General features: G+C 53.0%; 21 protein-coding genes. 8 read left to right on the forward strand and 13 right to left on the reverse strand.

Annotation, left to right across the window (positions count from 1 at the left end; genetic code table 11):
- Positions 1–112 precede the first annotated feature (112 nt).
- Complete coding sequence (gene treR / locus LH22_RS02640; protein ID WP_038644031.1) at positions 113–1,069, reverse strand: trehalose operon repressor TreR; 957 nt, start codon at positions 1,067–1,069, stop codon at positions 113–115.
- A 181-nt stretch (positions 1,070–1,250) separates the two neighbouring features.
- Complete coding sequence (locus LH22_RS02645; protein ID WP_038644032.1) at positions 1,251–2,114, reverse strand: YicC/YloC family endoribonuclease; 864 nt, start codon at positions 2,112–2,114, stop codon at positions 1,251–1,253.
- Positions 2,115–2,288: 174 nt separating this feature from the next.
- On the opposite strand from LH22_RS02645, the gene LH22_RS02650 reads away from it, so the two are divergent.
- Complete coding sequence (locus tag LH22_RS02650) at positions 2,289–2,732, forward strand: DUF3574 domain-containing protein (protein WP_038649786.1); 444 nt, start codon at positions 2,289–2,291, stop codon at positions 2,730–2,732.
- Between the two features lie 67 nt (positions 2,733–2,799).
- Here LH22_RS02650 and LH22_RS02655 read toward each other — a convergent pair whose 3' ends face one another.
- Positions 2,800–3,984, reverse strand: a complete 1,185-nt coding sequence (locus tag LH22_RS02655) for a NupC/NupG family nucleoside CNT transporter (protein WP_038649789.1) — start codon at positions 3,982–3,984, stop codon at positions 2,800–2,802.
- A gap of 146 nt (positions 3,985–4,130) precedes the next feature.
- Here LH22_RS02655 and rph point away from each other — a divergent pair, with 146 nt between their 5' ends.
- Complete coding sequence (rph, locus tag LH22_RS02660; protein WP_034823841.1) at positions 4,131–4,847, forward strand: ribonuclease PH; 717 nt, start codon at positions 4,131–4,133, stop codon at positions 4,845–4,847.
- Between the two features lie 49 nt (positions 4,848–4,896).
- Positions 4,897–5,538 (forward strand): orotate phosphoribosyltransferase, encoded by a 642-nt coding sequence (gene pyrE, locus LH22_RS02665; protein WP_034823839.1) that lies wholly within the window; start codon positions 4,897–4,899, stop codon positions 5,536–5,538.
- A 95-nt stretch (positions 5,539–5,633) separates the two neighbouring features.
- Here pyrE and slmA read toward each other — a convergent pair whose 3' ends face one another.
- The 3 genes from slmA to coaBC all read right to left on the reverse strand — a co-directional run bounded on the left by slmA (position 5,634) and on the right by coaBC (position 8,002).
- Entirely contained in the window at positions 5,634–6,230 is a 597-nt protein-coding gene (gene slmA / locus LH22_RS02670; protein WP_038644034.1) for a nucleoid occlusion factor SlmA, read from the reverse strand.
- 115 nt (positions 6,231–6,345) lie between these two features.
- The gene (gene dut, locus LH22_RS02675; protein ID WP_034823835.1) at positions 6,346–6,804 is read right to left on the reverse strand and encodes a dUTP diphosphatase; all 459 of its coding nucleotides are present in this window, start codon (positions 6,802–6,804) and stop codon (positions 6,346–6,348) included.
- A complete protein-coding gene (coaBC, locus tag LH22_RS02680) occupies positions 6,782–8,002 on the reverse strand; it encodes a bifunctional phosphopantothenoylcysteine decarboxylase/phosphopantothenate--cysteine ligase CoaBC (protein WP_038644036.1) in 1,221 nt (406 codons plus the stop codon). Before coaBC ends, dut begins: the two co-directional genes overlap by 23 nt.
- Before the next feature lie 189 nt (positions 8,003–8,191).
- On the opposite strand from coaBC, the gene radC reads away from it, so the two are divergent.
- The 4 genes from radC (at position 8,192) to mutM (ending at position 10,394) form a co-directional block, all read left to right on the forward strand.
- Positions 8,192–8,848, forward strand: coding sequence for a RadC family protein (radC, locus tag LH22_RS02685; RefSeq protein ID WP_038644038.1), 657 nt, complete (start codon positions 8,192–8,194; stop codon positions 8,846–8,848).
- Positions 8,849–9,091: 243 nt separating this feature from the next.
- Positions 9,092–9,328, forward strand: coding sequence for a 50S ribosomal protein L28 (gene rpmB / locus LH22_RS02690; protein ID WP_007885297.1), 237 nt, complete (start codon positions 9,092–9,094; stop codon positions 9,326–9,328).
- A gap of 18 nt (positions 9,329–9,346) precedes the next feature.
- Entirely contained in the window at positions 9,347–9,514 is a 168-nt protein-coding gene (gene rpmG, locus LH22_RS02695) for a 50S ribosomal protein L33 (RefSeq protein WP_001051798.1), read from the forward strand.
- 70 nt (positions 9,515–9,584) lie between these two features.
- Entirely contained in the window at positions 9,585–10,394 is an 810-nt protein-coding gene (gene mutM, locus LH22_RS02700) for a bifunctional DNA-formamidopyrimidine glycosylase/DNA-(apurinic or apyrimidinic site) lyase (protein WP_038644041.1), read from the forward strand.
- On the opposite strand, the gene coaD is transcribed toward mutM, so the two are convergent.
- The 6 genes from coaD to LH22_RS02730 all read right to left on the reverse strand — a co-directional run bounded on the left by coaD (position 10,395) and on the right by LH22_RS02730 (position 16,282).
- Entirely contained in the window at positions 10,395–10,880 is a 486-nt protein-coding gene (gene coaD / locus LH22_RS02705) for a pantetheine-phosphate adenylyltransferase (protein WP_038644042.1), read from the reverse strand.
- The gene (locus LH22_RS02710) at positions 10,877–11,653 is read right to left on the reverse strand and encodes a glycosyltransferase family 2 protein (protein WP_038644044.1); all 777 of its coding nucleotides are present in this window, start codon (positions 11,651–11,653) and stop codon (positions 10,877–10,879) included. Before LH22_RS02710 ends, coaD begins: the two co-directional genes overlap by 4 nt.
- 3 nt (positions 11,654–11,656) lie before the next feature.
- On the reverse strand, positions 11,657–12,931 hold the full coding sequence (waaA, locus tag LH22_RS02715; RefSeq protein WP_038644046.1) for a lipid IV(A) 3-deoxy-D-manno-octulosonic acid transferase: 1,275 nt from the start codon (positions 12,929–12,931) through the stop codon (positions 11,657–11,659).
- Positions 12,932–13,016: 85 nt separating this feature from the next.
- Positions 13,017–14,150 (reverse strand): glycosyltransferase family 4 protein, encoded by a 1,134-nt coding sequence (locus LH22_RS02720; RefSeq protein WP_038644047.1) that lies wholly within the window; start codon positions 14,148–14,150, stop codon positions 13,017–13,019.
- The gene (rfaQ, locus tag LH22_RS02725; protein ID WP_038644048.1) at positions 14,143–15,219 is read right to left on the reverse strand and encodes a putative lipopolysaccharide heptosyltransferase III; all 1,077 of its coding nucleotides are present in this window, start codon (positions 15,217–15,219) and stop codon (positions 14,143–14,145) included. Before rfaQ ends, LH22_RS02720 begins: the two co-directional genes overlap by 8 nt.
- Positions 15,220–15,292: 73 nt before the next feature.
- Positions 15,293–16,282: a glycosyltransferase gene (locus LH22_RS02730; RefSeq protein ID WP_071845579.1), complete on the reverse strand. Its 990-nt coding sequence runs from the start codon at positions 16,280–16,282 to the stop codon at positions 15,293–15,295.
- Positions 16,283–16,459: 177 nt separating this feature from the next.
- Here LH22_RS02730 and LH22_RS02735 point away from each other — a divergent pair, with 177 nt between their 5' ends.
- Positions 16,460–17,491, forward strand: a complete 1,032-nt coding sequence (locus LH22_RS02735; RefSeq protein ID WP_038644052.1) for a glycosyltransferase family 9 protein — start codon at positions 16,460–16,462, stop codon at positions 17,489–17,491.
- Here the strand turns inward: LH22_RS02735 and LH22_RS02740 are convergent.
- Positions 17,466–18,437, reverse strand: coding sequence for a deacetylase (locus tag LH22_RS02740; RefSeq protein WP_038644053.1), 972 nt, complete (start codon positions 18,435–18,437; stop codon positions 17,466–17,468). The genes LH22_RS02735 and LH22_RS02740 overlap by 26 nt on opposite strands.
- Positions 18,438–18,504: the final 67 nt, after the last annotated feature.

Genomic DNA, 18,504 nt, shown 5'->3' on the forward strand with positions numbered 1-18,504 from the left:
AAAATGGTTAAGTCTGGGAACGTTCCCATTAATGTGCTGTTATTCACAAACTTTTTGGGAACGTTCCCAAGTTTGTGTTTGTGATCACAGTGGCATTGCAATGAAAGTGGCGTTACTCAGGTAAACCTAGCGTCGCAGAAATCACATGCTGAAGGGGGGGGGAGTTGCCCAAAAGCTGAGAGATGAGTTGTTTAACCGCCACTTCTCCGCTATCTCGATAACCCGGTTGTACAGATAGGGTGTTTGGAAAAAGAAAATTTAACAGAGGATGACTTCCAACGCAGCACACTTGAATAGCGCTGATACCCTGTAATTGTAGGTACTTATGCACGCCTAATGCAATGGTGTCTGTAGCACAAATCACCGCTTGAGTGTCCGGTTTTAGCACCTGGGAGGTTAAATCAAATCCGCTTTGATGGCTCAGATTGCCTAAGGCTATCGACACGTCTAAACCGTGTTCACGGCACTGGTTTATATAGGCTTCGGAACGTTGCTGACCGGTGGTTGCGTCCTCTGCTTCAACTCCAATATAGCTGATATTCTTAATTTTTCTTTTAATGAGCTGTTCCATTAACAGCTCGACAGCGCCAGCATTGTCATATTCTACGGAGGATATTCCCGGCATCGAACGTGCAACCATGACCATTTTGTGGTGCCACTGCGTAAACATGCTGATATCTAATCCGGAAAAGCCGAAGAGAATCAGACCGTCAATGTTGCGCCTCTCCAGTACCTGCAGATGTTCAGCAACCCGGTCAGTACAGAATTGGCTCTCAAGCACAATCGGGTCATAGCCTTGCTGATAAAGCATAGGAAGCATGGCGCGTACAGATTGGTTTTCTGAGGGGGAGTCCAATCGTGAAACAATTATTGCGACGATCTTATCGCTCCCTCCCCGCATGGATCGGGCCGATTTTGAAGGGCTGAAATTCTGATCCTGAACGACTTTAAGAACTTTTAGGCGGGTCGACTCACTGACACCCTCTTCATTATTGATTACGCGCGAAACGGTAGATTTACCTACTCCGCTAAGACGGGCGATATCTTTAATGGTGAGACGGTTTTGCATAATTTCGAGTAACTACAGTCAATGAGAAATGCGCTTATTGTAAGCGCACCTTATTCTGTTACACACTATTTTTAAAATTAGTCCTATATATTTGCTCATTTTGTGCCAAAGAACATGTAAGTTAAGAAGCAACTCAACACTCAAGCCCCCTGTTAAGGGGCTTGATCGCTGTCAGGCAGTATTACTCAATATTTTGAATCTGCTCGCGCATCTGTTCAATCAACACCTTCAGCTCGATAGCTGACGCCGTGATATCGGCATTGATCGACTTAGAGGCCAGTGTGTTCGACTCACGGTTGAACTCTTGCATCATAAAGTCGAGACGGCGGCCAACCGCTTCTTTCTTCTTCAGGATGTTATAGGTCTCTTTGACGTGCGCATCCAGACGATCCAGCTCTTCCGCTACATCAATGCGCTGCGCCATCATGACGAGTTCTTGCTCAAGGCGCGTATTTTCCAGCTGCACTTCCGCTTCTTTCAGTTTACTGACCAGACGTTCACGCTGCCACTTCACCACATCCGGCATCTGCGCACGGACTTTGCTGACTTCCAGCGACACGCCTTCTAAACGCTGCTCAATCAGGGTTTTGAGCGCAGTGCCTTCGCTTTCACGAGCAATGATGAAGTCATCCAGTGCGCCGTCGAGTGCGGTCAGCAGTTCGGTATTGATAGCATCCAGATCCTGTTCCTGAGCTGACATCACGCCTGGCCAGCGCAGAATATCCAGCGGATTGATCGCGCCTTCATCGGTCTGCATCTTCACCCAGTTGGCGGAACGCACCAGCTGTTTCGCCAACGCCTCATTCAGTTGCAGCTCACCTTGCGCACTGGGGTCGGCATCAAAGCGCAGGTTGCACTCGATTTTACCGCGCGTCAGGCGATTACGGATTCGCTCGCGAATCACCGGCTCCAGGCTACGAAATTGTTCCGGCAGACGGATGTAGGTTTCCAGATAGCGTTGGTTTACCGAACGGATTTCCCAGGCTGCGCTGCCCCAGTGGCCTTTTGCTTCGCGGCGGGCGTAAGCGGTCATGCTGCGGATCATAAGCTTGTACTCATTTTCAGGAATGTTCCTCGCATTATAGTGATGGCAGCCAAACCATGATAGGCATAAGCGCAATGAGCTAACGCAGCGCGCAACTTTCGGTGAAAAGGATGACGTATCCACCTTTCACACCCTATGATGTCCTGTGTGATACCTAAACAGTCTGAGGCTATGATGCTGAATAAATTGGCGATGCCGTTGGCGTTCGTCTTCTTTCTGGCCGGATGCCAGACAACCGCTGCACCTCCTGAACAGATCCCACCGAATACCGCTCCTGTTGCTGTGTGCGGCTCAGGGGACATCATGATGCAAACCACCCTGTGGTTCGGGATGAACAAGCCGAAAGGCGGCGTTATCAGCAGCAGCGAATGGCAGCAATTTGTTGATAATGATGTCACACCACGATTCAAAGACGGGCTTTCAGTGTATGACGGTAAAGGCCAGTGGCTGGGAGAGGGTGGAAAGCTGGCGCGTGAAAACAGCAAAGCGTTAATGCTGATACATCAGCCGGACCGTGCAAGTTCTGACAGCATCAATGCGCTGCGCGACATTTATAAAAAGCGCTTCGATCAGGAGTCGGTGATGCGTGTCGATTCACTGGTGTGTGTCGCGTTCTAAAGCAGAACAGAGCCGCTTTGATGGGCGCGGCCCAGTAAAGAGCGGCTAACTGGCCGCTCCGCTGTGATTAAATGAACAATCCTGCAAACGCGGCTGACAGCAGGCTCACTAGCGTGGAACCATAAACCAGCTTCCAGCCAAAGCGCGATACCACATTGCCCTGGCGCTCATTCAGTCCTTTAATCGCTCCCGCCACGATGCCAATTGAGGCAAAGTTAGCAAATGACACTAAAAACACGGACAGAATGCCGAGACCGCGCGGTGACATTTCCGCAGCGACTTTCTTCAGCTCAATCATGGCCACAAATTCATTGGCCACCAGTTTGGTCGCCATGATGCTTGCCGCTTGCAGGGCTTCGGCAGAAGGAATGCCAATCAACCACGCAAACGGATAGAAGACATAGCCAAGCAGTTGCTGGAAGCTGTAGCCAAATACCGCGGCAAACAGAGCGTTAATGGCGGCGATCAGGGCGATAAAACCAATCAACATCGCCAGAATAATCATCGCCACTTTAAAACCTGCCAGAATGTACTCGCCCAGCATCTCAAAGAAGCTCTGATCCTCGTGCAGCTTATCCAGTGCAATGTGTTCTTCATTTTCCGGGCGTGTCGGATTGATGATCGACAGAATAATAAAGGTACTGAACATATTCAGTAGCAGTGCGGCAACCACATATTTTGCATCAATCATCGACATGTAAGCACCGACAATCGATAGCGACACCGTCGACATCGCGGTCGCGGCCATGGTGTACATGCGCGGTGCGGAGATATCGCCGAGGATACCTTTATAGGCGATGAAGTTCTCCGATTGACCCAGAATCAGCGTACTCACGGCATTGAATGATTCGAGTTTGCCCATCCCGTTCACCTTCGACAGCAGGGTACCGACCAGACGAATCAACAACGGCAGAATACGCCAGTGCTGCAAGATGCCGATCAGGGCGGAGATGAACACAATCGGACAGAGCACGCCGAGGAAAATAAACGCCAGTCCCTGTTTCGCCATATTGCCGAACACAAAATCGGTACCTTGTGCAGCAAAGGTCAATAAGGTTTCAAAGAAGCCGCCGACAGCGGTCACCACAGACTGGCCGCCCGCAGAATGCAGGAAGAACCAACCCAGTGCCGCTTCAACCACCAGCAATTGAATAATAAAGCGCGGGCGAATCAGTTTGCGGTCATGGCTGACCAAAAGCGCAAGGGCAAAGATCACCACCAGCGCCAGCAGGAAATGGAGTATTGCTGTCATCATTTGTCTTTTTATGAGAGGAAAGGGCGCATTTAGCCACAGCTGAGGCGAAATTTCATCCGGGAAAAGTGACGCATGTAGGCAGGACAGCCGCGCACGAAGTCCGTATAATGCGCAGCCAAACCTAAGTAAGCCGGAGAGAAACCATGCGTCCAGCAGGCCGTAACGCATCTGAAGTGCGTCCCGTCACCCTCACTCGTCACTACACCAAACATGCAGAAGGATCCGTGCTGGTTGAGTTCGGTGAAACCAAAGTGCTGTGCACCGCCACCGTTGAAGAGGGTGTGCCACGTTTCCTCAAAGGCAAAGGTCAGGGCTGGGTCACTGCGGAATATGGCATGTTGCCGCGTTCCACCCACAGCCGTATGGCGCGCGAAGCGGCCAAAGGTAAGCAAGGTGGCCGTACGCTGGAGATTCAACGTCTGATTGCTCGCTCGCTGCGTGCCGCGGTGGATTTGGATGCGCTGGGCGAGTTCACCATCACACTGGACTGCGACGTGATTCAGGCCGACGGTGGCACGCGTACGGCGTCGATTACCGGTGCATGCGTCGCGTTAGCCGATGCGTTGAATGCGCTGGTTGCGGCGGGCAAGTTAAAAGCCAGCCCGTTAAAAGGCATGGTGGCGGCAATTTCGGTCGGTATCGTTGGCGGTGAAGCGCTGTGCGATCTGGAGTACGTGGAAGATTCTGCGGCTGAAACCGATATGAACGTCGTCATGACTGAAGATGGCCGCATGATTGAAGTGCAGGGCACCGCCGAAGGCGAGCCGTTCAGCCATGAGGAATTACTGCAGCTACTGGCGCTGGCGCGAGGCGGCATTGAGCAGTTGATTCAGGCGCAAAAAGCAGCGCTAACAAATTGATATAACAGGCGACCATAGAGTCGCCTTTTCTTTATTTGAGGAGTGAGAAATGAAAGCCTGGCAGCGTCAGTTTATTGAATTCGCCCTGAACAAAGGGGTGCTGAAGTTTGGTGAGTTCACCCTGAAATCGGGTCGTAAAAGCCCGTACTTCTTTAATGCCGGTTTATTCAATACCGGCCGTGACTTAGCGCTGCTGGGACGTTTCTATGCGCAGGCGCTGGTGGATGGCGGCGTTGACTTTGATCTGCTGTTTGGCCCGGCCTACAAAGGGATTCCGATTGCCACCACCACGGCCGTCGCACTGGCCGATCATCATGATCGCGATGTGCCTTACTGCTTCAATCGTAAAGAAGCCAAAGACCACGGTGAAGGCGGCTTGCTGGTCGGTAGCCCGCTGCAGGGTAAGGTGATGCTGGTGGATGATGTGATCACCGCGGGTACCGCCATTCGTGAATCAATGGATATCATCAGCGCGCACAATGCCACATTGGCGGGCGTCATGATTTCGCTGGATCGCCAGGAGCGCGGCCGTGGTGATATCTCCGCCATTCAGGAAGTGGAACGTGACTATCAGTGCAAGGTCACGGCGATCATTACGCTCGCGGAACTGATTGATTATCTGGAAGAGAAGCCGGAAATGGCAGACCATCTGGCGAAAGTGCGGGCGTATCGTAAAGAGTACGGTATTTAACATCGCGGCTTTATCACGGTCGCCATCGCTGGCGACCGGATGATGAACCACGGTGCTTTATCGCGTACCCAATCATGGGCGCGCCTGATGAATCGCTACACTAACTGTGCCGCAATCAGTGGCCAGCGGCTCTCAAAATCAGCTGTTGGACGATAGCGGAATTCAGAACGCACATAGCGGGAAAGCAATCCTTCGCAGAACGCCAGTAATTGGCTCGCCAGCAGTGTTTCATCGGTCTGGAAACCTTCACCGTCACGCATTTTCTTCTCGCGCATCACCTGACGCAGTTGCACCTCGATGCGTTCGAACAATTGGTTGATGCGCCCTTGCAGACGATCCTGTTCAAACATCAGCGCATGGCCGGTCAAAATGCGCGTCAGCCCCGGATTACGCTCACCAAATCCCAGAATCAGCTGCACGATTAAACGCAGTCGTGCGTGTGTTTCTTTCTCATCTTTCAGGATTAGATTGATGCGGGTAATCAGACTGTCTTCAATAAACTCGATCAGGCTGTCGAACATACGCGTTTTGCTCGGGAAGTGACGGTAGAGTGCCGCTTCCGAAACGCCTACATTGGCTGCCAGCTTGGCGGTGGTGATTCGCTGACTGCCATCGCCCGACTCCAGCATTTGCGCTAGCGCCTGCAAAATCTCTTCGCGACGATTCCGTTTCGCGGCTTTTTTTTCTGCCATGACCTTCAAGACCCCTGAAATTCACCAAAAACAGGCAATACTGCCTCGTCAGCCACAAGCGGTTTGGCCCGTGGCGACGAGAGATAAAAAGATGGCTTGCGAAAAGTGTCGCGTGTTACTGACGACCAGAGTGGCCGAAACCGCCGGCGCCGCGATCGCTGGTGTCAAAATCTTCCACCAGGTTGAATTCGGCTTGTACCACAGGCACAAAGACCAGTTGTGCCAAACGGTCGCCAGGCTGCAGCGTAAAGCTATCCTGACCACGGTTCCAGACGGAGACCATCAATTGGCCCTGATAATCGGAGTCGATTAAGCCCACCAGGTTGCCCAGCACGATCCCATGCTTATGGCCCAGACCTGAGCGGGGCAAAATCACAGCGGCCAGCGCAGGGTCAGCAATGTGAATTGCCAGACCGGTTGGCACCAGCGTGGTCATGCCTGGGGAGATCTCCAGTGCACCATCAAGGCAAGCACGCAGATCGAGACCCGCAGAACCCGAGGTGGCATAAGTTGGCAGTGGGAATTCGTTACCCACGCGCGCATCCAGAATTTTAACGTCGATTTTTTTCATCATAACGGCTGACAATCTCGTCTATTAATTGTTGGCCAAGGAGCGTCTTATCACTGAGCGGTAAGACTTTCTCTCCTTCCTGCCAAAAAAGGTGAAGAGCATTGGTGTCGCTATTGAATCCCTGTCCTGCCTGCGCCACATCGTTCGCGCAGATTAGGTCCAGATTTTTTCGCACCCGTTTTTGCCGCGCGTATTCTTCCACATTCTGGGTTTCGGCAGCAAATCCCACCACATAAGGGCGATGTTTCTGCAATGCCGCTACGCCTGCGACAATATCCGGGTTCTTCACCAACTGCAGCGTGACGTTATCATCGCCACCCTGTTTTTTGATTTTCTCTGCGGCAATGTTTGCCGCCCGGTAGTCTGCCACGGCAGCGCTGGCAATGAAAATATGTTGTTGGCTGATTTGCGCCATCACCGCCGCTTCCATTTCCAGTGCACTCCCCACATCAACGCGCGTGACGCCAGCGGGCGTGGGCAGTGTGACCGGGCCCGCCACCAGTGTCACCGTTGCGCCACGTTTTGCTGCTGCGGCGGCAATGGCGAACCCCATTTTACCGGAGCTGTGATTGCTAATGTAACGAACCGGGTCCAGCGCCTCACGGGTTGGACCGGCGGTGATCATAATGTTGAGATGTTGCAGATCGTTGACGGGCGCGGCCCATTCCAGCGCATGGGCGACAATTGCCAGCGGATCAAGCATGCGGCCGGGGCCCACATCGCCGCAGGCCTGGCTGCCGCTGTCTGGCCCCCAAATCAGAACGCCTCGCTGATTGAGACGCTGAAGATTTTCCTGGGTGATCGGCGCGCGGTACATCTGTTGGTTCATGGCCGGCACGATCGCCAGAGGTGCTGCGCTGGCGATGCAGGCGGTGGTCACCAAATCGTTAGCCATCCCTGCCGTGATGCGTGCGATCAAATCGGCGGTCGCGGGGGCCAGTACAATCAGATCAGCCCATTTCGCCAGCTCGATATGGCCCATCGCGGCTTCAGCAGCAGGGTCGAGTAAATCATCCAGCACCGGATATCCGGAAACGGCTTGTAAGCTGAGCGGGGTGATAAAGGCTTTCGCTGCATCAGTCATCATGACACGCACCTCTGCGCCACGATCGCGCAGACGACGAACCAACTCGGGTGTTTTATAAGCAGCAATACCGCCGCTGACGCCGAGCAGAATTTTTTTTCCGGCTAATCCCGTCATGTTCTTTGCCTCAACTCAAAACGGATTGCCGCTGTGATGCGGCAGATGCAGGCAACTTTATCACAAAATCCATCGACCGCCTTTTCACGGCCTGCGCCCTTTGCGAGATGGCTCTGAAATCGCGACCGGTTTGCTGGTATGCCTCCTGGCAAATACGCACAATCGCCCTGACCCAGGAAGGAGAATGTCATGACGGAACTGGCCCCACGAGAAAAACTGGCCATCACAGGCGCAGAATCATTGAGCGATGCAGAACTGCTGGCGATTTTTTTGCGCACCGGCAGCCACGGTATCCCGGTGATGGTACTGGCGCGACAAATGCTTAACGAGTTTGGCTCGCTATATCGCATCATGACGGCAAATGAAACAGAACTGAGCGTGATTAAAGGCGTAGGCACGGCCAAAATTACTCAACTGCATGCGGTTGCTGAACTGGGGCGACGTTTTTTCGCCAGTCAGCTGGCGCGAGAAAATGTGATGGAGAATCCACAGGTGACAAGGCATTACCTGCAAAGTGTGCTGGCGCATCAGGAGCGAGAAGTTTTTATGGCGCTGTTTTTGGATAATCAGCATCGGGTTCTGCAGGCGCAAAAAATGTTCAGCGGCAGTATTGCCAGTGTTGAAGTCCATCCACGTGAAATTGTGCGTGAAGCGTTAAAACTCAACGCGGCCGCCGTGATTCTGGCGCATAATCATCCCTCTGGCGTTGCTGAACCGAGCCGTGCCGATCGCGATATCACCGTTAAAGTCGGGCAGGCTTGCGCGCTGCTGAATATTCGCTTACTGGATCATTTGGTGATCGGTCATGGCGAGTTTACCTCTTTCGCAGAACGCGGATGGCTGTAAAACATCCGCCCGATTGAGCAGAAATGATGCATTTTCACGCGATCCATCGGGATCTTTATTTGTTCGGGACTTGAGCACTCGGGCTGAGCGGCGTATACTACGCCACCTTTGAGAATCTCGGGTTTGGCGTTTGGGCCAGCTTAGCGGGTTCACATGGAACTCGCCTGGGCGGGCTAAGGCCTGACGAGGCGGCCAAAACCTAGTTTTTAAAGCTCGAGCTGATTTGATTTTTGGAGAATAGAAATGTCACGAGTCTGCCAGGTAACTGGAAAGCGTCCGGTGACGGGTAACAACCGTTCCCACGCAATGAACGCGACGAAACGCCGTTTCCTGCCGAACCTGCACTCTCACCGTTTCTGGGTTGAGAGCGAAAAGCGCTTCGTTACTCTGCGTGTATCTGCTAAAGGTATGCGTGTTATTGATAAAAAGGGCATTGATACGGTTCTGACCGAAATCCGCGCCCGTGGTGAGAAGTACTAAGTACTAAGGAACTGAATCATGGCTAAAGGTATTCGTGAGAAGATCAAGCTGGTTTCCTCTGCTGGTACAGGTCACTTCTATACCACCACGAAGAACAAACGTACTAAACCAGAGAAACTGGAACTGAAAAAGTTCGATCCGGTTGTACGTCAGCACGTGATCTACAAAGAAGCTAAAATTAAGTAATTTTAGTGTTCTTGCGAAAAACCCGGCTTCGGCCGGGTTTTTTGTTTCTGCGGTTTGTTGAGGAGAGGACATGCCTGAATTACCAGAGGTAGAAACCAGCCGACGTGGTATTGAGCCACATATGGTAGGCGCGACCATTTTGCATGCGGTTGTGCGTAATTCACGCCTGCGCTGGCCGGTCTCGCACGAAATCCATGCGCTAAGTGACCAGCCGGTGCTGAGCGTGCAACGGCGCGCAAAATACCTGCTGCTGGAACTGCCACACGGCTGGATTATCATTCACCTCGGCATGTCTGGCAGCCTTCGAGTCCTTCCTGGTGAGCAACCCGCCGCAAAACACGATCACGTCGATTTGGTGATGAGCAACGGCAAGGTGCTACGTTATACCGATCCACGCCGTTTTGGTGCGTGGTTGTGGACTCCAGATCTGGAAGGCAGCAGTGTACTGGCACATCTCGGTCCTGAGCCGCTCAGCAGCGAATTCGATGGTGCTTATCTGTTTGAGAAGTCGCGTGGAAAGCGCACGGTCATTAAACAGTGGCTGATGGATAACAAAGTGGTGGTCGGCGTGGGCAACATTTACGCCAGCGAATCACTGTTTACCGCCGGGATCTTACCCGATCGACCAGCGATGAGTTTGAGTCGTGATGAAGCGGAGTTGATGGTGGCGACAATCAAGGCCGTATTGCTGCGTTCGATTGAGCAGGGCGGTACCACGCTACGTGATTTCCTGCAAACGGATGGAAAGCCTGGCTACTTTGCTCAGGAATTGCAGGTCTATGGCCGAACGGGCGAACCCTGCCGAGCCTGCGGTACGCCAATCGTCAGCGGCAAACACGGCCAGCGCAGCACCTTCTGGTGCCCTCGCTGCCAGCATTAATCAGGACTGCGCCAGTTTTGCCAGCAATGCCTGATGCACCACGGCAGGCAGAAATGCCTGCACATCACCTTTATGACGCGCCACTTCCTTCACCAGCGACGATGACACGAACGAGAATCCTTCGGACGGCATCAGAAACACACTCTCCAGTGAAGGAAGCAGATGACGGTTCATCTGTGCCAGTTGCAGCTCATATTCGAAATCTGATACCGCACGCAGTCCCCGCACCAGCACATTGGCATTTTGCGCTTTGGCGAAGTTCGCCATTAAATCGCTAAAACCCAAAACCTCAACATTGGCTAAGTGCTGAGTAGCCTGCCGTGCCAAATCTACGCGCTCATCGAGTGTAAACAGCGGCTTTTTGCTGGGGCTGGCGGCAATGGCAACCACGATGCGATCAAACATTTGCGCCGCGCGCGTCACAATATCCACATGGCCCAACGTGATGGGATCAAACGTGCCGGGATAAATCGCTTTGGTGCTCATACGCGACCTTGTGTTGAGGTGTGATGCAGCGCCCAGAGCGCTGAGTATTTGTTAAAGGTGTATTGCGCGTTCACGACGGCCAGGATCCAGCCCTGCTTACCATCGAGGAAACCAGCGCGCAGCAGCAACGTCTTAAGGAATGCGCCCAACGTGTGGCTGAATATCGAGAAGATGCCACAACGCTTGCCTCGCTGAAAACGTTCTTGCGCCCAGGCTTCGGCATAATTCATCTGTTTACGTTGGAAAGCGATCAAATCGCGGCAGGTGAGATGCTGGAGATCGCCTGGTAACGTCACCACCGATGCGCCCTGGGTTTCCAGCGATTCGTGCACCAGATTGTCATTGTAATTGAGTGCGCGAGGATAGAGGCGCATCACGCGATCCGGATACCAGCCACTATGGCGCATAAAGCGGCCAAGAAACAAATTGCTGCGTCCCAGGCTATAAACGGTAGCGGAGGGTGGCTGCTCCAGTACGTTTTCAATCGCGCGGCGTAACTCGGGTGTGACACGTTCATCGGCATCCAGCATCAGAATCATATCGCCGCTTGCATGAGCTTGTGCACGCTGGCGCTGCTTGCCGAAACCCGCCCAGCCTTCAGCCTGATGCACCTGCGCGCCGTGCGCGCGGGCCACTGCTACGGTGTTATCCTGGCTGCCTGAATCCAGCAGCACAATCTCATCTGCCCAGCTCACTGAGGCCAGCGCCTCCGGCAGCAATTCAGCTTCGTTTTTGGCGATCATCACCACGGAAAGACGTTGGCGTTGTGGCATGCGTTAATGAGCTCGTGGCGGCAAATGTGGTTCGAGTAACTGTAGCAGACGCTGCAATGCGCCCTGATTTTGATGCAGCACTTCGACAGCGTGGCGACCGTAATAACGGCGGTAATCATCATCCTGCAGCAGGTTGGCCACCTGTTTCTCCAGCGAAACCACGTCGGTGACGGTGATCAGGCCTTCTGCCTGCTGCAATTTGGCGCAGATATCTTTGAAGTTCCAGATATGCGGACCCATCAGCACCGGAATGGCATGGGCGGCCGGTTCCAGCGGATTATGACCGCCGCGTTCGACCAGACTGCCGCCAACAAAGGCGATATCGGCGATGCCGTACAGCAGCATTAATTCACCCATGGTGTCGCCAATCACAACCTGCGTTGCGCCAGACGGAATTTCACCGCTGCTGCGCAGAGTGAAACTGAAACCGCGCTTTTGCGTCAGTTCACAGGCATCTTTAAAACGTTCAGGATGGCGTGGCACCAGAATTAGCAACAGATCAGGGAACTGCTGCAGCAGACGACGATGCGCATCAAGGATGATGGTCTCTTCGCCTTCGTGCGTGCTGGTTGCGATCCACACCGGGCGGCGCGATGCCCATTGACGGCGCAGGGTGACCGCACGGGCCGCCAGCTCTGGCGTTACAGAGATATCAAACTTCAGGCTACCGGTGACGGCGAGATGCGTTCGTTTAAGGCCGAGGCTGAGGAATCGCTCAGCATCCTCGTTGTTCTGCGCTGCTATCAGCGTAATGCGCTGCAGCAAATCACGCATAAAGCCACCGAGTTTTTTATAACCTTTGGCCGAACGCTCTGACAGGCGGGCGTTGGCAATGACCAGCGGAATTTGGCGCTGGTGCAGAATACGGATGATGTTCGGCCACAACTCAGTCTCCATGATGATCACCAGACGAGGATCAACGGTGTCGAGGAAACGGTTAATCGAACCGGGCAAATCATAGGGCAGATAGACATGATGCACATCTTTACCAAACGCGGACTGAGCGCGTTCGGAGCCCGTGGGCGTCATGGTGGTCACGGTGATGGGCAGTGTGGGATAGCGATGGCGCAATGCGCGCACCAGCGGCACGGCAGCGAGCGTCTCACCCACAGAAACGGAATGCAGCACGATACCGTGCGGTTCAACTTTGCCCGCGCAGTAGCCGTAACGTTCCGCCCAGCGTTTACGATAGGCCGGTGCTTTTCGACCGCGCAGCCACAGGCGCAGCCAGATCAGTGGCTGTATTAAATAGAGCAGGGCTGTGTATAGAGTTGTCATAGTTATCGTTACGACAGATTCGCGTCAAAAAACACATGAAAGGCGGCATGTTATCAGAAACTGACCGCCTGCTCATACCACTTCGTCAGCTGGCCTTCAGCACCTGCTGATAGAGTGAAGTCAGCGACTGTGCCAGCCGCTGCGGACCAAAAGGTTCGATTCTGCGGCGTGCGGCTTCACCCATGGCAGAATTCTGCGAAAGTGCAGGTGTGGCGACAATGGCGTCATTTAATGCCTTGATATCTAATGCATCACAAACGAAGCCTTCCTGGCCGGCTTGAATAAATTCTGCGCCGCCACAGCCGGTGCTGGTAATCACGGCCAAACCGCAGGCCATCGCTTCCAGCACCACATTCGGAAAAGGATCATAAAGCGTGGGCAACAGTAAGGCGTCAGCGGTGTGATAATAGGGCTGCACATCCTGCTGCACGCCAACAAAGCGCAAGCGATCGAGGCAATTAAGCTGGTTAGCCAACTGCTGATAGCGTGAAAGTTGCTTGTCCTGGCCAACCACAACCAGATAGCGATCGCTGTGGGCGAGTGCTTCGATGGCGGCTTTCAAGCCTTTGCGCTCAAAGCCTGAACCCACGTAGATCATCACCGTGGCATCTTGTGGCAGCGTCAATTGCTGGCGCATGGCGTAGCGCTGAGCTTCTGTTGCTGGCTGGAAACGTTGGCTATCAATGGCGTTGTAAATGACATGGATTTTGCTGGCATCTAGCGTGAAATGACGCAAAATATCTTGCTTCACCATCTCAGAGTTACAGATTACTGCTTTTAAAGATGCTGCATTGAACATCTCTGCTTCAGCCTGTAAAACATAGCGATGATAAGGACTCAGGCTGGCGCTCAAACGCTGCCAGGGTGAGACAATACGCGCACGTTGTTCCAGCCACACGCGATGGACGCCATCACCGGCGCGAAAAATATCGCAGCCCGCAATGCGTTCGTGGCTCTGCACGATATCGAACTTTTCACGTTCCCAGCATGCACGTGCCGCGCGGGCAAAACCGCGTTCGCGCGATACGCGTCCAAATTTGGCGGGATTGCAGATGTGCAGATGCCAGGCCGGATTGGGTGTGCCCTGCCAGCTACGTGTGATGATATTCAGATCGAGCTGTTCGCCGTCCAGTGCTTCCAGCGCCCGCGAGATGAAACGCTCGGCACCGCCATCCGGACGATATTTCTGCCGGACAATCGCCAGGCGTAACTTAGTCATGCAAAAAACTCCTGGCGGCGGCCACCACATCATCCACCGGAATGGCTGAGAGATAGCGCTGTTCTGTTTTGGTATCGATGTCGTCTGGCGAAGGCAGCGGTGCATAATCACCGGCCCAGATCACGCGATTGTTTTCACCCCACGGACTCCAGTGTTGCAGTTTGGTGGGGCCAAACAGCGCAAGACAGGGCGTATCGAGTGCGGCGGCCATGTGCATGGGGGCAGAATCCACACCGATAAATAGCTGCGCGGCATCAATCAATGCCGCCAGTTGCGGCAATGAAAACTGCCCAGCAAGTGAAACCACATTCTGGCTGTGGCACAGCGACTGAATGTGGGCAATCATCGCTTGCTCTTTCTGGTCTGGGGCAGCGGTAAGAACAAGGGTATGGCCGTCAGCCGCGAGCGTATCAATCAGCTGCGCGACCTTTTCATCTTCCCAGCATTTAAATACCCAACGCGATGTCGGCTGTAACACGATAAACGGCCCGCTGACCTTTTGCTGAGCCAATGCATCCTGCACTTTCTGTTTATCTGCCGCACTAAAGTGCATTGAGGCTTTTGCACCTTCCGCGCTGATTCCTAGCGGCTCAAGCGCCGCCATATTCTGCTCGACGGTATGCAATTGATTATGTGTTTTTGTCGAAACCAGATAGGTATGGCACCAACGCCACAGGGCGTGATCACGTTTGGCGTAGGCAAACCCAATACGCACCGGAGCAGCTGAAAAACGCGTGATAATCGCGCTACGCCACTGGTCGGCGAGGTTAATCACCAGGTCATAATGACAGGCACGTACAGCTGAAAGCAGAGCCATCTCGTGGCGGAACTTCTGCCAGCCGCCCTCTTTTTTCCAGTTGCGGTCAATGATGTGCAACTGGCGAATCGCGGGGTGCGCTTCCAGCATCGGCCGCGTCTCTTTGTACAACAGGACGTCGATGTTGGCCTGGGGATAGCGTTGGCGGAGCGCATTGATAACGGGCGTGGTCAGCAGCATATCGCCGTGATGGCGTAGCTTGATCAGCAGAATGTTTTTCGGTGCAAATTGGACTGGAATCGGGCTTGCCATACTCAAATGATCTCAAATTTCAGTGAGCTGATTGTAGGGCAAACCCCTATAGGGCGAAAGCCAGCCGCGACGCTTATTTGTTACGCCAGCGATAAATGCGACTCAGCCATAACAGCAGTTGATACCACTGCCGCGCGCCGCGTGCATTACGCAGCATCCGTTTATGGGTTTGCGTGGCAAACAGATCCGCAATCATCGCCTGCCGTGCGCTCTCTTCCGGTTCACGGCGAATGGAATGGCAGACGCTGAGCGCTTCACGCGTAATTTGATAATGGAATGCGGGATAGATTTTAACTTTATCGCGATAGCGTGCATTGATCTCTTCCAGCATCTGCGCGATTTTCAGGTAATGGCGTTGATACTCGACATTTCGTTGACCGGTGCGTTTGCGGTTGCTGATGGAGGCATCGTGCAGGTAGTAGCGGTAGAGCATTTGATCGGTGTAGCGCACGCGTTTGGCGTTGAACATGAACTCTGTGGTCCAGGGAATATCCTGATGATGCAATCCCGGTTCGAAAGTGAGATTGTTTTGTTCAATCAGTTCACGGCGATAAATACCTAGCCATACAACATGCATATATCGATGGGTTTTCAAGGCTTTGTTGAGCCATTCTGGTCCACTTAACACCGCTGTGCTGGTTAAGCGATCCAGTGGGATGAGCGGTTTGGTTGTTTGGCTGGCTTTGAAAAACCACTCTGCATTACATTGTGCGGCGTCTAAATCATCCCGTTCTGCCATCTCCACCAGCGTTTGATACATCGCCGGGTTCATGGTGTCATCGGCATCCGGGAAAGTAACGTATTTCCCGCGCGCCATTGCGAGCCCGGCATTGCGCGCACGCGACACGCCGCCATTGGCTTGGTGAATGACCCGTACCTGAGGATACTGGCGCGCATAAGCCTCAGCCCGTTCGCCGGAACCATCAGTGGAGCCATCATCGACAATGATGATTTCGAGATTTATCAGCGATTGCATCAGTAGAGACTGCATAAACGTCTCGAACATCGCGCCAGCGTTGAACATGGGTGTAATGATGGAAAGTGCGGGATTATCAAGCGACATTGTTATTTATGGTTTTATGAATTATTTACGATTTTCTAACGTTAATTATTGCTAAGAAATTCAGAACTTTTTGGACATTAATGGTCAAAAGTAGTTAGCTCGCTAGCATTTTTGCGCTTTTAGGAACGGTTCTGGCCGGAATGTTTGGCATCAATCCTTTTTACCCTGGGCATCAGTATGAAAAACATCCTTGTTATCCGACGCGATAACATTGGCGATATGGTGTGTACCACTCCACTGCTGGAAGGTTTGAAACGCACTTTTCCTGACGCAAAAATCACCCTACTGGTTAATAAGATTGCTCAGGATGTGGTGAGCCATAATCCTCACGTTGACCGTCTGTATGTCTACAAAAAAGCCAAACATCGCGGTAAGAACGAAACCACACTCGGTGTTTACTGGCAGCGCGTAAAAATCATGCTGGCACTGCGTAAAACGCGCTTTGATGCCACGATTTTGGCTAATCCGGTGCCGTGCAAATACAGCTTACGCCTGGCGAATATGGCCGGCGCGCACAATATTATTGGCGCTGCTTTGCCCGACGTTCAGCTGGATCATCCGTTCCGTAAAAGCGATTTTCAGGGCAGCCATCAGGTCGAACATACCTTTTCTTACCTCTCGGCATTGACTGATAGCTTGCCTGCCGTGCCATCTGTGAATCTTTATCTCGCAGATGCAGAACGTGAAGCCGCGAAAGCGCGGGTTGCACAAAGCTTCGCCTCACCGGGCAGGGTATATGGTGTGCACATCAGCAGCCGCAGCCCTAAGCGTCGCTGGCCGATAGCCAGTTATGCGGCTTTTATCAATAAGCTGCTGGAAGATGAGCAGGCGCGCGTGCTGGTGTTTTGGTCGCCTCAAGGCACGTTGGATGTCCATGACAAAGGCGATGCGGCACGTGCTGATGAGTTGATGCAGTTGGTCAATTCACCGCGCGTAGCGCGCTATCCCACCGCATCGGTGCGGGAAGTCATCGCAGGCTTTGATTGCTGCGAGCAAATTTTGTGTAGCGATGGGGGGCAGATGCATCTTGCCGCCGGGCTGCATAAAAAGCAGGTTGTGTTCTTTGGCGATACCAATGCGACGTTGTGGCATCCATGGTCGGGTGAGTACCAGATTATGCAGACCGATTCCGGTGAATGCACTGATATCGCACTGGAAACGGTCTGGCAGGCGTGGCAAAAACTTAACGTGCAGGCTGCTGTAGCCTAAAACTGTCGTGGTATTCAGACAGGGTCTGACCAACAAAACGGGGCGCTAACCAACTAAAGAGCGCCTCTAAATCCGCATAAAGTTGTTCGATATCGCGTTCGTTTTTAAACGTTGGGCTGCCGTCTGGCATGAACTCAGAACTGTGCAGCATAAATTCCGTGTAATTATTGCCTTCTGCCAGCGACATTTCGACCACACGTTGCATATCCGCAAGATTACCGCCGGACGGGCGCAGCCAATGTACGGCGGGGCTTTTTTGCTTGCCGCGAAGTCGATACAGACTTTGTTTGAAGGTATTCATCAAAGGCGAGTATTTGTATTGAATACTCATAGGGATTTCGAGCAGTGAAGAGTTGCCGCTGCGTGAGATATCCTGCGGATCGATGAAATAAGGTTTGAACGGAAAATCTGTATAGTTAGTGCCGCCTTTACCCTGTGGCGCGCCGCGTGTGTAGGACCAGTTCACGCGCGGGGTAACGGAACAATCCACCTGATAGCCTAATTCGGTGAGAATGGCGGCATAGCGTTCATCAAATGCCCAGCGCCCTGCACGATGGCTCAGCATTTTGGTCTGGAACTTTTCTTCCAACAGATCAGTCATATAAACGACTTTATCGCGCAGCACGGTATCCGGGTATTCGACCAGGAAAGGCTGCCAACGCCAGTCATCATCGGTGAGTGGAGCTTCTGGCGGACTGTTCCATGCATGCAGATGCATGCCAATCTCACCTTGTTTGCGCGCGATGACATCTTTACCGAATTCCACAAAAGCAGGATCCATCGCCATTTCATAGTTGGTCAGCCAGGTGGGTTTAAAACCATAACGCTCGCACAGGTCCTGAAAACGTGGCAGATAGCCGGTATTTTCGGTGGTGATTGAACGGTGATTGCGCCAAAGGTTGTCGCCTTCAGTGTCAATGGTAATAAGGAACGCGTGCCGGGTCATGTTCGCCGCCTGAAGCCAATAAAATCGCAATGTTACGCTGAGCCATTCAGTGACGCAAAACTATTTG

Source organism: Pantoea rwandensis (genome assembly GCF_000759475.1).
Classification (GTDB): Bacteria; Pseudomonadota; Gammaproteobacteria; order Enterobacterales; family Enterobacteriaceae; genus Pantoea; species Pantoea rwandensis_B.

Bases quoted from the DNA above. Each gene is read 5' to 3' on its own strand.
- LH22_RS02720 (WP_038644047.1), bottom strand. From the start codon at position 14,150: ATGACTAAGTTACGCCTGGCGATTGTCCGGCAGAAATATCGTCCGGAT.
- LH22_RS02740 (WP_038644053.1), bottom strand. From the start codon at position 18,437: ATGACCCGGCACGCGTTCCTTATTACCATTGACACTGAAGGCGACAAC.
- LH22_RS02655 (WP_038649789.1), bottom strand. From the start codon at position 3,984: ATGACAGCAATACTCCATTTCCTGCTGGCGCTGGTGGTGATCTTTGCC.
- coaBC (WP_038644036.1), bottom strand. From the start codon at position 8,002: ATGACGGGATTAGCCGGAAAAAAAATTCTGCTCGGCGTCAGCGGCGGT.
- pyrE (WP_034823839.1), top strand. From the start codon at position 4,897: ATGAAAGCCTGGCAGCGTCAGTTTATTGAATTCGCCCTGAACAAAGGG.
- coaD (WP_038644042.1), bottom strand. From the start codon at position 10,880: ATGAGCACCAAAGCGATTTATCCCGGCACGTTTGATCCCATCACGTTG.
- treR (WP_038644031.1), bottom strand. From the start codon at position 1,069: ATGCAAAACCGTCTCACCATTAAAGATATCGCCCGTCTTAGCGGAGTA.
- mutM (WP_038644041.1), top strand. From the start codon at position 9,585: ATGCCTGAATTACCAGAGGTAGAAACCAGCCGACGTGGTATTGAGCCA.
- rfaQ (WP_038644048.1), bottom strand. From the start codon at position 15,219: ATGGCAAGCCCGATTCCAGTCCAATTTGCACCGAAAAACATTCTGCTG.
- LH22_RS02710 (WP_038644044.1), bottom strand. From the start codon at position 11,653: ATGCCACAACGCCAACGTCTTTCCGTGGTGATGATCGCCAAAAACGAA.
- LH22_RS02645 (WP_038644032.1), bottom strand. From the start codon at position 2,114: ATGATCCGCAGCATGACCGCTTACGCCCGCCGCGAAGCAAAAGGCCAC.
- LH22_RS02730 (WP_071845579.1), bottom strand. From the start codon at position 16,282: ATGTCGCTTGATAATCCCGCACTTTCCATCATTACACCCATGTTCAAC.
- radC (WP_038644038.1), top strand. From the start codon at position 8,192: ATGACGGAACTGGCCCCACGAGAAAAACTGGCCATCACAGGCGCAGAA.
- waaA (WP_038644046.1), bottom strand. From the start codon at position 12,931: ATGACAACTCTATACACAGCCCTGCTCTATTTAATACAGCCACTGATC.
- rpmG (WP_001051798.1), top strand. From the start codon at position 9,347: ATGGCTAAAGGTATTCGTGAGAAGATCAAGCTGGTTTCCTCTGCTGGT.
- slmA (WP_038644034.1), bottom strand. From the start codon at position 6,230: ATGGCAGAAAAAAAAGCCGCGAAACGGAATCGTCGCGAAGAGATTTTG.
- LH22_RS02650 (WP_038649786.1), top strand. From the start codon at position 2,289: ATGCTGAATAAATTGGCGATGCCGTTGGCGTTCGTCTTCTTTCTGGCC.
- rpmB (WP_007885297.1), top strand. From the start codon at position 9,092: ATGTCACGAGTCTGCCAGGTAACTGGAAAGCGTCCGGTGACGGGTAAC.
- rph (WP_034823841.1), top strand. From the start codon at position 4,131: ATGCGTCCAGCAGGCCGTAACGCATCTGAAGTGCGTCCCGTCACCCTC.
- dut (WP_034823835.1), bottom strand. From the start codon at position 6,804: ATGATGAAAAAAATCGACGTTAAAATTCTGGATGCGCGCGTGGGTAAC.
- LH22_RS02735 (WP_038644052.1), top strand. From the start codon at position 16,460: ATGAAAAACATCCTTGTTATCCGACGCGATAACATTGGCGATATGGTG.